Below are 13,490 nucleotides of genomic sequence, written 5' to 3'. Positions count from 1 at the left end.
TCAGGCGACTCCACACAGCATGCGCAGGTGCGCGGTATCCAGGTGCGTTTCCACCAGATCGGCCAGGCGCTCGATGTCACGTTCGCGCAGGGCTTCGTAATCGATGGTCTGCACATGTTCCAGCCCCGCCCAGCGCAGCAGCGCGGCACACGACTGGCTGCCCTCGAACAGGCCATGCAGGTAGGTGGCGAGAAGCTGGCCATCGGCACTGACCGCGCCATCACTGCGACCATCGGCGAGCTGCACCGCAGGCTGCTCCAAGGCAGGCCCTGCGGTGACACCAGCATGAATCTCATAACCGGCGACCGGCGCGGCCTCCAGGTTCAGGGTCCCAGCCACGTTGCGCAGTTGCTTGTCGGCTTCGAGCACCGTCTCGTAATCGAACAGGCCAAGCCCGGGACTGGAACCGGCGGCGCCTTCGAGGCCAAGCGGGTCGTGAACTTCGCGGCCGAGCATCTGCAGGCCGCCACAGATTCCGATCAGCTTGCCGCCATAGCGCAGGTGCCGCTCGATGGCCTTGTCCCAACCGCGCTCACGCAGTTGCGCCAGGTCGCCACGCACGCTCTTCGAGCCAGGCAGGATGATCAGGTCAGCGGCTGGAATCGGCTGGCCCGGGCCGATGAACTGCAGGTCGACCTGCGGGTGCAGGCGCAGCGGGTCGAAATCGGTGTGGTTGCTGATGCGCGGCAACACCGGGACGATCACCTTGAGCACACGATCCTGCTTGGAGCCCTGGCGGATGTCGATGCCATCCTCGGCTTCCAGGTGCAGGTCGGTGACATAGGGCAGCACGCCCAGTACCGGTTTGCCAGTACGTTGCTGCAGCCAGTCCAGGCCCGGCTGCAGCAGCGCGATATCGCCGCGGAAGCGGTTGATGACGAAGCCCTTGACCCGCGCCTGCTCGCTTGGCGACAGCAGTTCGAGGGTGCCTACCAGGTGAGCGAACACCCCTCCACGATTGATGTCGGCCACCAGGATCACCGGGCAATCGACCGCCTCGGCAAAGCCCATGTTGGCGATGTCGCCGGCGCGCAGGTTGATCTCGGCCGGCGACCCAGCCCCCTCGACCATCACCACCGGGTAGGCCGCACTGAGGCGCTGATGCGAGGCCAGGACCGCCTGCATGGCGATGGCCTTGTAGTCGTGATAAGCCACCGCGTTCATGCTGGTGACCGCACGACCATGGATGATCACCTGGGCACCCGTGTCGCTGTTGGGCTTGAGCAGCACCGGGTTCATGTCGGTGTGCGGTGCCAGCCGGCAGGCCTGGGCCTGCACGGCCTGGGCACGGCCGATTTCGCCACCGTCGGCGGTCACCGCGCTGTTGAGCGCCATGTTCTGCGGTTTGAACGGCACCACGCCGACGCCCTGGCGCAACAGCCAGCGGCACAGGGCGGTAACTAGCGTGCTCTTGCCGGCATCGGAGGTGGTGCCTTGCACCATGAGGGTGGTCATGCCGTTTCCTTCTGATAATCGGCCAAGGCCTGGTCCAGGCGCTGCTCGTCTGCGGCAGTTGCCGGCAGGCCAAGGCGCACGGCGGCCGGCTGCTCGAACAGACGCACGAGGATGCCGCGGCGGGCGAGAAAGTCATGCAAGTGGGCTGCGCGCTCGCTGCGCACGTACTGGAACAGGTCACAGCCGCCGCTGGGCGCCAGGCCGTAGCTTTGCAGCAGCGTTGCCAGGCGTTGACTGGCCTGGGCGCAACGCTCGATCTGAGCCTGATGAGCCGCGTGGTCGGCAAAGCACGCTTGCGCCAGCACCCGGGTCGGGCCACTGACAGTCCAAGGCCCGAGCAGCGCTGCAAGCCGTTGCAACAGCGGCAGCTCGGCCACTACGCAGCCCAGGCGCACACCGGCCAGACCAAAGAACTTGCCAAACGAACGCAGCACAATCAGGCCTGGGCGCTCGGCGCACTCAGCCACGCTGTGTTCGGGTGAGTTATCCATGAACGCTTCGTCCACCAGCAGCCAGCCGCCACCCTTCGCGAGCCGCGCATGCCACGCCAGCAACTGCTCACGGGATACAAGCCGCCCGGTCGGGTTGTTCGGATTGACCAGCACCAGCACGTCGAGCTGATCGAGCTGCGCCTCGACCTGGCTTTCATCCAGCTCGATCAAGTGATGCCCCGCCCGCTGCCAGGCATGCGGGTGCTCGGCGTAGCACGGCGTCAGCACACCCACGCGCCCCAGCGGGCGCAACAGGGGCAAGGCCTGGATGGCCGCCTGGGAGCCTGCCACCGGCAACAGTTGCCGCACGCCATAATAGTGTCGCGCATTGTCTTCCAGACCGTCGTCGGCTTCCGGCAAGCGGGCCCAGGCGTCCAGCGGAATCGGGGGAATCGGGTAAGGCCAGGGGGCAATGCCACTGGATAGGTCCAGCCAGTCTTCGCGGGCGATTGCGTATTGCCGCACTGCCCGCAGCAGGCGGCCACCATGCTCAAGCATTCAGATAGGCTCCCACGCAGATCAGCAGTACCCATAACCAGACGCCACGCTGCACCAGGCTCCAGCCGCGCTCGATGGCATCGGTATCGGCCATCGGCCCTTCACCCAGGCGCGGGCGCTCGTGCAGTTCACCGTGGTACACCGCCGGGCCGCCCAGTTCGACACCCAGCGCACCGGCGCCGGAGGCCATTACCGGCCCCGCGTTGGGGCTGTCCCACAGCGGCGCCTGCTTGCGCCAGCAGGCCAGGGCCAGGCGCGTCTTGCCCAGCAGCGCGTAGGTCAGCGCCACGAGCCTGGCAGGAATATAGTTCAGCCCATCGTCGATGCGTGCGGCGCACCAGCCGAAGCGCTCGAAGCGTGCATTGCGGTACCCCCACATCGCATCCAGGGTATTGCTCAGGCGGTACAGCACCACCCCCGGCGCACCGGCCACGACGAACCAGAACAGCGCGGCGAACACCGCATCGCTGCCGTTTTCCAGCACCGATTCGGTGGCTGCGCGCGCCACGGCGGGCTCGTCCAGTTCGCGGGTTTCACGGCTGACCAGATAACCGACACGGCGCCGCGCCTCTTCCAGGTCACCTTGGCGCAAGGCGTTGGCCACCGGCAGCACATGCTCGCCGAGGCTGCGCAAACCCAAGGCGCAATACAGCGCCAGCACGTCCACCAGCCAGCCGACATAGGGCAGCCAGGACAGGATCAGCGCCACCAGGGTCAGCGGTATCACGGCCACGAACCAGGCGCTCACGCCATGGCTGCGCCAGCCGCGCCCACCGGCATTCAGCCGGCGCTCCAGGCTCGACGCCAGGTTGCCGAAGCCCACCAGCGGGTGCCGGCGCTGCGGCTCGCCCAGCAGCGCATCGAGGGCCACTCCAACCACAGTCAGCAAGGCCACGCTCATGGGCGCTCTCCCCATTGGTTCTCGAACAGCATTTCACTCAGGGGGCGTTCTTGCGCCCAGTTTTCCTGCACCAGCATGGGCTGAGCGTAGAACTCGCTGACCGGCCCCAGGCACAACACCGCCACCGGCTTGGCGCCAGCGGGCATACCCAGCAGGGCGGCCAGGGCCTGCGGGTCGAACAGCGATACCCAGCCCAACCCCAGGCCCTCGGCACGGGCGACCAGCCACAGGTTCTGGATGGCGCAGGCCAAGGAGGCCAGGTCCATTTCCGGCAAGGTGCGGCGGCCGAAGATGTGGGGCTCGCGATTGTCCATCAACGCCGCGACCAGCACTTCGGCGCAGTCGCTGATGCCCTCGACCTTGAGTTTCATGAAGTCATCGGAGCGCTCGCCCAGGGCTTCGGCGGTACGCACCCGCTCCTCCTCGACCAGGCCCTGAATGCGCCCGCGCAGCTCGCGTTGAGTGATGCGGATGAAGCGCCAAGGCTGCATCAGGCCGACACTGGGCGCCTGGTGCGCGGCAGCCAGCAGGCGACCGAGCAGCTCGGGCGCGACCGAGCCACCGGCAAAGTGGCGCATGTCGCGGCGCTCACCGATTGCGCGGTAGATGGCGGCGCGCTCGTCGGCGCTGTAGGCGTGATCGCTCATGGCCGCAACAGCGCCGCCGCCGCCTCAGGGTTGGACGGGAAGTAGAAGTGCACGTAGGAAGCGGTCAGCCGGCCCAGTCGATACACCGCTTCGTTGCCGCGCCCGCCATTGGGGCTCAAGCCCCGGGCGATCGGCTCCAGCTCGGTGGTCGTCAGCGAGTGGTGGTAAGTGTGCCCGCGCAGGGTGCCTTCCGGCAGTTCCACGGCCTGCAGGGCCAGGGCCGCCAGGCGCTTCTGCATGGTTGCCTCGCCTGGCAGCAGGCCCAGCAGTTTGGCACGCTCGCCAGCGACATCGGTCAGCGCATCGAGCAGGTACAGCATGCCACCGCACTCGGCCAGCAATGGCTTGCCCTGGGCATGATGGGCACGGATCGCCTCGCACATCGGCGGATTGGCTGCCAATGCGTGATGATGCAGTTCCGGATACCCCCCTGGCAGATACAGGCTGTCCACCACCGGCAGTTCATGATCGTGCAGAGGGGAGAAAAACGACAGCTGCGCGCCCTGGTCGCGCAGCAGATCAAGGTTCGCGCCATAGGTGAAGGCAAACGCTTCGTCACGCGCCACACCGATGCGTACACCGCTCAGCGACGTAGCACACGGCTGCGGTTCAGGCGCCGCAAAGGCCACTGGCGGCGGCAAGGCAGCATCGCAGCTGGCGCCGAGGGCTTCGGCAGCGGCATCCAGGCGGGCATCCAGGTCATTCAGTTCGCTGGCCTGAACCAGCCCCAGGTGGCGGCTGGGCAGCTCGATGCCGCGCTCACGCGACAGGCCGCCGTACCAGCGCAGGCCCTCGGTCAGGCTACCTTCGAGCAGTTGCGCGTGGCGCAGGCTACCGACCCGGTTGGCCAGCACGCCGGCGAACGGCAGATCGGGCTGATAACGCGCCAGGCCCAGGGCCAGAGCGCCGAAGGTCTGGGCCATGGCCGTGCCGTCGATCACCGCCAGTACCGGCACGCCGAAGTGGCGGGCCAGATCGGCGCTCGAAGGGGTACCGTCGAACAGGCCCATGACCCCTTCGATCAGAATCAGGTCGGCTTCTTCTGCGGCTTGCCACAGCAGTCGACGGCTTTCTTCGGCACCGATCATCCACAGATCGAGCTGGTACACCGGCGCGCCACTGGCCCGCTCCAGGATCATCGGGTCCAGGAAGTCAGGGCCACACTTGAACACCCGGACTTTACGCCCAAGGTTGCGGTGCAAGCGCGCCAGTGCCGCAGTCACGGTGGTCTTGCCCTGGCCGGAGGCGGGGGCTGCAATCAGCACCGCCGGACAGTTGCGCGTTTCACTCACAGTTCGACGCCCTTCTGCGCACGGATACCGGCCTGGAACGCATGCTTGAGCATGCCCATCTCGGTGACGGTGTCAGCCAGCTCGATCATTTCGGGCTTGGCTGCACGGCCGGTGACGATCACGTGCTGCATTGGCGGCCGGGCCTGAATGTCGCTTAGCACCTGGTCGAGGTCGAGGTAGCCGTGCTTCAGGGCGATGTTCAGCTCATCGAGCACCACGAATTGCACGCTCGGGTCTTGCAGCAGCTGGCGCGAGACCGCCCAGGCCGCTTCGGCGGCGGCCATGTCGCGTTGGCGGTCCTGGGTCTCCCAAGTGAAGCCCTCACCCATCACGTGATAGCGCACCTGCTCGGGGAAGCGGCGGAAGAACAGCTCTTCGCCGGTGCTGTTGCGGCCCTTGATGAACTGCACCACGCCGCACTCCATGCCATGGCCCAAGGCGCGGGCAAGCATGCCGAAAGCCGAGCTGCTCTTGCCCTTGCCGTTGCCGGTGAGCACCAGCAGCAGGCCGCATTCGTTGGGGGAATTGGCAATGCGCTCGTCGATGACCGCCTTCTTGCGCTGCATGCGCGCCAGGTGGCGTTCGTCGCGTTCGGTGGATTCGCTCATGAAGGGTTCTCCGCAGGCTGACGCCACGTGAACAGCGGCGACAGGTAATAGGCGGGCAGCCGGAGAACGCGCAGGAGCCGTGACCGGAGCCACGATGCACCGCGCATCACCCTCCGTGATGCCGTTGGCAGTTTCAGGCCGGTCTCCGGGCTCGTGAGCGGGCCATCCGGCCCAGACCTGCGCGCCTTCCCGGGTGCTTTTACCCAGTGGCCCTGCGCAGCTGCTTCTCACCTACCGTTGCGGGGGCAGCGCCGGAATCGCGCCATGCTGGCGGCCACCGGCTTCCCAGTTTCACCCCGCCCAGACGGGGCTGGCAGGGCACCTGAAACACGCGCGAAGGTTAGAGGGTTGCACCGGGAGCGTCAATCGAACGTGGCCTTTTACTTCGGCGCAACAGGCCTGGGTCAATGGCCGATCTGTCAGGTTGTGCCACACTGATCACAGTGATATCACATAGCCATTATTTTGCGCTGAACGCGATCACAACGATAACAGGAGTGCGCAGCATGCAAGGCCAGATCATCAACAACCCGAACCTGGAATTCCTCCGCCCCGTACTGGAACGCTGGGTCGACTGCATCGATCGCTTCAACCAGTTCAATGGCGATGCCGAGTCCCCCTACTGGCATGGCACCCAAGCAAACATCGGCATGCTGGCTGCGGCCGCCTGGCAGGCCGAACTGGCGGCGCTGCAGCAGTTCACCAGCAAGAAACAGCGTGACGAAGGCGAACAGGAGGGGCGCTGCGACCTGTCAATCTGCAGCGCAGATGAAACGCTATACCTGAGCGTCAGCCAGCGCTGGCCGAAAGTCGCGCGGCTGGACATGGCGCCGGCACTGCAGGAAACGACTGCCCTCGCCCGCCACAAGGCGTATGCCAGCCAACTGAAAGCGGGCGCTCTGTTCATCACCCCCTGGAAGGTTGGCCAACATGCCAGCCCCGAGGAGTTGCAGGATCTGGTGGACGACCTGCAAAAGCACACGGCCTGCGCCATCGCCTGGTACTTCCCGTACGCCTACCGCAAGCTGCACAACGAGACAGGGCAGTACTACCCGGGCGTGGCGTTGCTGCTCAAGCAGGCCTGAACCCTGCGGCCCGTCCCCCTCACCGAATGTGTATCGGCTTTGCCGCTGCAGCATGGTGAGGGAAGGCGTCGTCGCCGCGGCAGGCGAGAAATCAGGGGTTCTGTGCCAGATGCTCTTGCGGGATAACCCGCTTGGCCTGCAGGTAGGCTTTGGACCAATAGCTGTTGGACAGGTAATCCAGGCGTACTGTACCGCCTGTGCGAGGCGCATGCACGAAGCGCCCTTCCCCGACGTAGATGCCGGCATGGCTGACCTGTGAACCACCACCGGTGGCGAAGAACACCAGGTCACCCGACTGCAGTGAATTGATGTCCACGGTTGGCGCGCGCATGACGATCATCTCGCGTGTCGAGCGCGGCAGGCTGATGCCCGCAGCATCGCGGTACACGTAGCCAATCAGGCCGCTGCAATCGAATCCGGAATCCGGTGTGTTGCCACCCCAGCGATAGGGTGTGCCGACCAGGCCGATCGCACGGATCAACACGTCGTCGGCGAGGGGCGAGCCTTCGGGCTGGCTGTAGGTAACCCGTGGCTGTACCACAGGGGCCGGTGCCGGGGCACGGCTGGAGCAGGCGGCAAGCAATGCCACCAAGGAAAGGAATGCGAAGCGCGCCATCATCGCCATGGCCAGAACTTCCTGTCTGAGACCGAACGGCCGCAGCCGAAAAGAGTTGAGAATTTAGATTAGACGCTTTCTGTAAATGCGCACGGCGGCGAGCTTTTTTTCAAGCTACGCCGCCGTGGCAGGTTATATCATTTTGATATCAGTTGCGCGCGATATTAGTGCTCGGCGCCATGGCCAAGGCACGCTTGGCTTCGATGAAGGTCTTGCTCCAGTAGCGATCACCGAGGCTGTCGATGCGCACACCACCGCTGCGGCGGCTGCTGGAGTGGATGAACTGGTTGTCACCCAGGTAGATGCCAGCATGGCTGACACGGCCACGGCCATTGGTGCTGAAGAACAGCAAATCGCCTGGCTTGAGCTTGTTGCGGGCCACCTTGGGCGCATCGACGTTGATCATTTCGCGGGTCGAGCGCGGCAGGTTCATGCCAGCCTCTTCGCGGAACAGGTAGCCGATGAAACCGCTGCAGTCGAAACCGGAGGCTTCCGAGGTACCACCGAAGCGATAGCGGGTGCCGATCAGCGACATGCCACGCTCGAGGATGCTGTCTGCCAGCACCGGGAGCTGATAAGGCTTGCTGCTGGAGAAGGCCTCCAGGTCATCTTCAGTGGCCTGTTCTTCTTCGCCGAAAACGGACGAAGGCGAAGCCTTGGCCTTGTTGACCGATTGCGAGGCAATCGGGGTGTGATCCTGGGGCTGGGAATCCGGGCCGTGGGCCGCGCAGCCAAAAAGCAGGGTCACGAGTGCGAGTGGCACGAGGGGTGCGAAGCGCTTCAGCATGGGCACGACCGTGTCTGTAATCCTTTAGAAGGGTGAAACTATGCCCTCTATCATGGCCATTTGCAAATTTTATCGAAAAAGATGTGACTTTTTCGTTTTGCACCTCAGAGCCCAGTGTTAACGGGCCTTACCAGCCAAGCGTTTCCTTCAGGAAGGGGATGGTCAGCTTGCGCTGGGCCTGCAAAGAGGCCTGATCAAGGCGCTCAAGCAGGTCGAACAGCGCGCTCATGCTGCGCGTTCCACGGGTCAGGATGAAATGGCCAACTTCGTCAGTCAGGTGCAGGCCACGGCGCGAAGCACGCAATTGCAGGGCGCGCAGCTTGTCCTCGTCGGACAGGCCGCGCATCTGGAAGACCAGCGCCAAAGTCAGGCGCGACTTGAGATCGGGCAGCTTGATCGGCAGTTCGCGAGGTGAAGCGGAGGCCGCCAACAACAGGCGCCGACCGCTGTCGCGCAAGCGGTTGAACAGATGGAACATCGCCTCTTCCCAGTCCGCCTTGCCAGCAATCACGTGCAGGTCGTCGATGCATACCAGTTCGTATTGAGCCAGGTAATCGAGCAGCTCCACGCCGCGATCGAGCAATTGCGCCAATGGCAAGTACACGGCGGGTTCGCCGCGCTGCTGGAAACGGTGGGTGGCGGCCTGCAACAGGTGGCTGCGCCCAACGCCCTGCTTGCCCCACAGGTAAATGAGGCTCTCGGTCCAGCCGGCGTCGGCTTCGCATAGCCGCTCGACATAGCCCAACGCCGCGGCATTGGCGCCCGGATAGTAGTTGATGAAGGTGGCGTCATCGCGCAGGCGCACACCCAGGGGCAACTGGATCGGTGGTTTCATGCTCGCGGGCGGTCGTCACGACCGCAGGGGGCCTTTGGTGAACAATGTGCAAAGTCTATACCTGCATTGCAGGGCGCACAATCATGCAGGCGCAGAGCGCAAGCAAAATCAACGAGTTGCGCCACCTTGAGGCGACGCAACCCGGTACTCAGGTCACAGATCCGGGTCGACATCCCCGGCATACATGTCCGATTCCTTGTACAGATCATGCACATGCCGCAGCAGTACCATGATCACCGCCGCCACCGGCAGCGCCAGCAGCACCCCGGTAAAGCCGAACAGTTCGCCACCGGCAAGAATGGCGAAGATCACCGCCACCGGGTGCAGGCCGATGCGATCCCCCACCAGCAGCGGGGTCAGCACCATGCCCTCCAGCGCTTGCCCGACCATGAACACGGCAACGATGCCAAGCATCGGGTACAGGTCACCACCAAACTGGAACAGCCCGGCTACCAGCGCCGCGCCGATACCAATGATGAAGCCCATGTACGGCACGATGGCCGCCAGGCCCGCGAGCATGCCGATCAGCAGGCCCAGCTCAAGCCCCACCAGCATCAGGCCGGCGGAATAGATGACGCCCAGCGCAAGCATCACCATCAACTGGCCACGGACGAACGCCCCCAGTACTTCATGGCATTCACCGGCCAGGCCCACCACCTGCGGTTCGCGCTGACGCGGCAGCAGGCCGCGCAGCTTGGCCATCATGAGGTCCCAATCACGTAGCAGATAGAAGCCCACCACCGGGATCAGCACCATGTTGGCCAGCCAGGCGATCAGCGCCAGGCTCGAGGCAGTGGCATGGGACAACAACATGCCAACGATGTCGGTAGTCTGGCCCATGTGCTCGCCGATGGCGGCCTTGATCTTGTCGAATTTCCAGAAGCCATCGGCCAGGCCCAGACGGCCCTGCACCCAGGGCAGCGCCACGTGTTCGAGCCAGTCGAGCATTTGCGGCGCCAACTCGTACAGGCGTAGCAACTGCTTGGCCAGCAGCGGCACCAGCACCAGCAGCAAGGCCAGCAGCACCAGGGTGAACAGGCCGAACACCACCACCACACCCCAGGTACGCGACAGGCCAACGCGCTCCAGACGGTCGACCAGGGGGTCAGCCAGGTAGGCCAGCAAGATGCCGACCAGGAACGGCGTAAGGATGTTGTGCAGGCTATAGAGAAGCACAGCGATCAGCAGTGCAGCACCCCAGCCAATCCAGCGACGCATGTCAGTCATGGATAGCGCCCTTACCAACGAAATCGCAAGCCGTCGAACGGCTTGGCGGCGACAGGAGTGGGTGCCGCCGGCTGGCCTGGAGCGGCAGCCGGGGCCGGAGCAGGTGTGGCCGGTGTCGGCGGAGCCTGCTCGAGTGGCACCTCCTGCAATTTGGCCAAGCCCAGTTGGGCACGCAGTTGCTCGCGATTACCGGTGACCGCATAGGTCAAGGTACTGCCTTCGGCCAGCTGCAGGCGTGGGCCATAAGGCTCCAGCACACGGCTCAGCTCGGCATAGCGTTGCAGGTTCATGCCTTGCACTTGCAACTGCAACTGGCTGCTGGCACCGGCCTTGACCACATAGCGCGGCGCCAGACGGTTGCTGACCGCCAGCATGACGGCGTCCGCCAGAGCCGCCTGGTCAGCGCCTTCGGCGTTGCCCTGCTCGCGCTTGTCGCCCAGCCACAGCTGCCATGTACCTTGCCATTTGCCATCGGCTTCATGGGCATGCACCGCCAGCATGGCGTCGGCACCGTAGCGCTGCGCAGCATCGCGCAGGGGTGCCGGATCATTGCCTTCGAGCTGCTTGGCGTTGGCCACCAGTTGCTCTTGCAGGTCGGCCAGCGGCAAGCGCAGCGGCAAGCCTCGGTGCTGGGCCGCTCGACGCAGCGGCTGGGCGCTGGCCTGGCCGTCGCCGACCAGGTTGCTGCCTTCGGCGCTGTCATTGAGCCACCAGCCGAGGATGGAGGGCCGGTTGCTGCCCCACAGCGCCAGGCCGGCCTTGCGCAAGGCACGCTCGGTGCTGCCAGGGTCGAACTCGACCAGCACCGATTCCGGCGGCCCGGCTTCGGTGCCGACCTGGTTGATGATTTGTTGCGGGGCCTTGCGCAGGTCGGCCAGCGCCGGGTTCTGCGCCGCCCTGGGATCGCCAGTCAGGCGCAGTACCAAGGTATCGAAGGCCTTGGCAGTGGCTGCGGAGCGGGCTTCGGCGCCCTGCCCTTCGACCGGCTCGCGCACTTGATAAAGCCCGGAGACGGTTTCGGCCTGCGCAGTGAGGCAGGCCAGTGCAAGGCACCCTGCTGCCAGATAATTGAATAGTCGCATGGGGATTCCTGTCCGATTGCGCATGAAGCATGTGGCTTGCAGCTTATACAGAAGGAGGCGCATCAACCACCCACACACCTTTTTCAGCAATTTACCGCCCTGCCCGTCGGCCTGAGGATGGCCGCTGCACGGCAACCCTGATAAAATCGCGCGCCTTCACAGACCACTGACGTTTCAGGCAGCCGCCGCTTTCCAGCCGGCCTTGGCCGTCATGGTCGTTTTTACGAATCCCTCCCTCTTAAAGGCCTGGATCAATGAGCAAGCAACCCTCCCTGAGCTACAAGGACGCCGGTGTAGACATCGACGCCGGCGAAGCACTGGTCGAACGCATCAAGGGCGTGGCAAAACGCACCGCACGCCCTGAAGTCATGGGTGGCCTGGGTGGCTTCGGCGCCCTCTGCGAGATCCCGGCCGGCTACAAGCAGCCGGTGCTGGTCTCCGGCACCGACGGCGTCGGCACCAAGCTGCGCCTGGCACTGAACCTGAACAAGCACGACAGCATCGGCCAGGACCTGGTCGCCATGTGCGTCAACGACCTGGTGGTCTGCGGCGCCGAGCCGCTGTTCTTCCTCGACTACTACGCCACCGGCAAGCTGAATGTCGACGTGGCCGCCACCGTGGTCACCGGCATCGGCGCTGGCTGTGAACTGGCTGGCTGCTCCCTGGTCGGCGGCGAAACCGCCGAAATGCCGGGCATGTACGAAGGCGAAGACTACGACCTGGCCGGCTTCTGCGTCGGCGTCGTGGAAAAGGCCGAGATCATCGACGGCTCCAAGGTTGCCACCGGTGACGCGCTGATCGCCCTGCCGTCCTCCGGCCCGCACTCCAACGGCTACTCGCTGATCCGCAAGATCCTCGAAGTGTCCGGCACCGATATCGAGAACACCCAGCTCGACGGCAAGCCGCTGACAGACCTGCTGATGGCGCCGACCCGCATCTACGTCAAGCCACTGCTGCAGTTGATCAAGAACACTGGCGCAGTCAAGGCCATGGCCCACATCACCGGTGGCGGCCTGCTGGACAACATCCCGCGCGTCCTGCCTAAGAATGCCCAAGCCGTGGTTGACGTGGCCAGCTGGCAGCGCCCGGCGGTGTTCGACTTCCTGCAGGAAAAAGGCAACGTCGACGAGCACGAGATGCACCGTGTGCTGAACTGCGGTGTCGGCATGGTCATCTGTGTGGCCCAGGACCAGGTCGAAGCTGCCCTGAACGAACTGCGCGCCGCCGGTGAGCAGCCTTGGGTCATCGGCCGCATCGCCGAAGCCGCCGAAGGCGCCGCCCAGGTCGAGCTGCAGAACCTCAAGGCACACTGATGCCGAGCAAGCCCTGCAATGTAGTGGTACTGCTGTCGGGTTCCGGCAGCAACCTGCAAGCGTTGATCGACAGTTGCCGTGTGCAGGACAGCCAGGTGCGCATCGCCGCAGTGGTCTCCAACCGCGCCGATGCCTATGGCCTGCAACGGGCCCAGGCGGTCGGTATCGACACCGCGGTGCTCGACCACACCCAGTTCGACGGCCGCGAAGCCTTCGATGCCGCGCTGATGGCGCGTATCGACGATTTCACCCCGGACCTGGTGGTGCTCGCCGGCTTCATGCGCATCCTCAGTGGCGACTTCGTGCGCCACTACCAAGGCCGCCTGCTCAACATCCACCCGTCGTTGCTGCCCCGCTACAAGGGCCTGCATACCCACCGCCGGGCACTGGAGGCAGGCGACGCCGAGCATGGCTGCAGCGTACACTTCGTCACCGAGGAACTCGATGGCGGGCCTCTGGTCGTACAGGCTGTGGTACCGGTGCTGCCTGAAGACACGGTGGAAAGCCTGGCCCAAAGGGTCCACCATCAGGAACACCAGATCTACCCGCTGGCGGTGCACTGGTTTGCCCAAGGGCGCTTGCGCCTGGGTGAACAGGGTGCATTACTGGATGACCTGCCGCTGCCGGCCAGTGGTCACTTGATCCGACCCTAG

At 64.8% G+C, this 13,490-nt stretch carries 14 protein-coding genes and 1 riboswitch; of the genes, 3 read left to right on the top strand and 11 right to left on the bottom strand.

What is annotated here, in order from left to right:
- From BGP85_RS19905 to cobO, 6 genes are read right to left on the bottom strand one after another with little or no spacing between them, the layout of a single operon-like run.
- Window positions 1-1,455 carry a cobyric acid synthase gene (locus BGP85_RS19905; RefSeq protein ID WP_103449519.1) on the bottom strand — a complete coding sequence of 485 codons (1,455 nt, stop codon included), beginning with the start codon at window positions 1,453-1,455 and terminating at the stop codon, window positions 1-3.
- Complete coding sequence (cobD, locus tag BGP85_RS19900) at window positions 1,452-2,444, bottom strand: threonine-phosphate decarboxylase CobD (protein WP_103449518.1); 993 nt, start codon at window positions 2,442-2,444, stop codon at window positions 1,452-1,454. Before cobD ends, BGP85_RS19905 begins: the two co-directional genes overlap by 4 nt.
- A complete protein-coding gene (gene cbiB / locus BGP85_RS19895; protein ID WP_103449517.1) occupies window positions 2,437-3,345 on the bottom strand; it encodes an adenosylcobinamide-phosphate synthase CbiB in 909 nt (302 codons plus the stop codon). Before cbiB ends, cobD begins: the two co-directional genes overlap by 8 nt.
- Window positions 3,342-3,992: a 5,6-dimethylbenzimidazole synthase gene (gene bluB / locus BGP85_RS19890; protein ID WP_103449516.1), complete on the bottom strand. Its 651-nt coding sequence runs from the start codon at window positions 3,990-3,992 to the stop codon at window positions 3,342-3,344. Before bluB ends, cbiB begins: the two co-directional genes overlap by 4 nt.
- Window positions 3,989-5,284 (bottom strand): cobyrinate a,c-diamide synthase, encoded by a 1,296-nt coding sequence (locus BGP85_RS19885; protein ID WP_103449515.1) that lies wholly within the window; start codon window positions 5,282-5,284, stop codon window positions 3,989-3,991. The genes bluB and BGP85_RS19885 overlap by 4 nt, the downstream gene beginning before the upstream one ends.
- Window positions 5,281-5,892 (bottom strand): cob(I)yrinic acid a,c-diamide adenosyltransferase, encoded by a 612-nt coding sequence (cobO, locus tag BGP85_RS19880; RefSeq protein WP_103449514.1) that lies wholly within the window; start codon window positions 5,890-5,892, stop codon window positions 5,281-5,283. Before cobO ends, BGP85_RS19885 begins: the two co-directional genes overlap by 4 nt.
- 119 nt (window positions 5,893-6,011) lie before the next feature.
- Window positions 6,012-6,233: riboswitch (cobalamin riboswitch) on the bottom strand.
- Window positions 6,234-6,398: 165 nt separating this feature from the next.
- On the opposite strand from cobO, the gene BGP85_RS19875 reads away from it, so the two are divergent.
- Window positions 6,399-6,977 (top strand): hypothetical protein, encoded by a 579-nt coding sequence (locus BGP85_RS19875; protein ID WP_103449513.1) that lies wholly within the window; start codon window positions 6,399-6,401, stop codon window positions 6,975-6,977.
- 91 nt (window positions 6,978-7,068) lie between these two features.
- Here the strand turns inward: BGP85_RS19875 and BGP85_RS19870 are convergent, their stop codons facing one another.
- The 5 genes from BGP85_RS19870 to BGP85_RS19850 all read right to left on the bottom strand — a co-directional run bounded on the left by BGP85_RS19870 (window position 7,069) and on the right by BGP85_RS19850 (window position 11,524).
- The gene (locus BGP85_RS19870; protein ID WP_103449512.1) at window positions 7,069-7,602 is read right to left on the bottom strand and encodes a C40 family peptidase; all 534 of its coding nucleotides are present in this window, start codon (window positions 7,600-7,602) and stop codon (window positions 7,069-7,071) included.
- A 139-nt stretch (window positions 7,603-7,741) separates the two neighbouring features.
- Entirely contained in the window at window positions 7,742-8,380 is a 639-nt protein-coding gene (locus tag BGP85_RS19865) for a C40 family peptidase (RefSeq protein ID WP_103449511.1), read from the bottom strand.
- Window positions 8,381-8,507: 127 nt separating this feature from the next.
- Window positions 8,508-9,215, bottom strand: a complete 708-nt coding sequence (hda, locus tag BGP85_RS19860) for a DnaA regulatory inactivator Hda (protein ID WP_008092169.1) — start codon at window positions 9,213-9,215, stop codon at window positions 8,508-8,510.
- A 153-nt stretch (window positions 9,216-9,368) separates the two neighbouring features.
- Window positions 9,369-10,442 (bottom strand): AI-2E family transporter, encoded by a 1,074-nt coding sequence (locus BGP85_RS19855; RefSeq protein WP_103449510.1) that lies wholly within the window; start codon window positions 10,440-10,442, stop codon window positions 9,369-9,371.
- 11 nt (window positions 10,443-10,453) lie between these two features.
- Window positions 10,454-11,524 (bottom strand): DUF2066 domain-containing protein, encoded by a 1,071-nt coding sequence (locus BGP85_RS19850; protein WP_103449509.1) that lies wholly within the window; start codon window positions 11,522-11,524, stop codon window positions 10,454-10,456.
- A gap of 254 nt (window positions 11,525-11,778) precedes the next feature.
- Between BGP85_RS19850 and purM the strand changes: the two genes are divergently transcribed.
- Together purM and purN are read left to right on the top strand one after the other, a co-directional pair.
- Entirely contained in the window at window positions 11,779-12,837 is a 1,059-nt protein-coding gene (gene purM, locus BGP85_RS19845) for a phosphoribosylformylglycinamidine cyclo-ligase (protein ID WP_103449508.1), read from the top strand.
- Entirely contained in the window at window positions 12,837-13,490 is a 654-nt protein-coding gene (gene purN, locus BGP85_RS19840; protein ID WP_103449507.1) for a phosphoribosylglycinamide formyltransferase, read from the top strand. The genes purM and purN overlap by 1 nt, the downstream gene beginning before the upstream one ends.

It is taken from the genome of Pseudomonas putida (assembly GCF_002906855.1).
In the GTDB taxonomy this organism is placed as follows: Bacteria; Pseudomonadota; Gammaproteobacteria; order Pseudomonadales; family Pseudomonadaceae; genus Aquipseudomonas; species Aquipseudomonas putida_N.
Note: the sequence above shows the minus strand (reverse complement) of the source record. Positions and strands in the feature narration are given on the sequence as shown.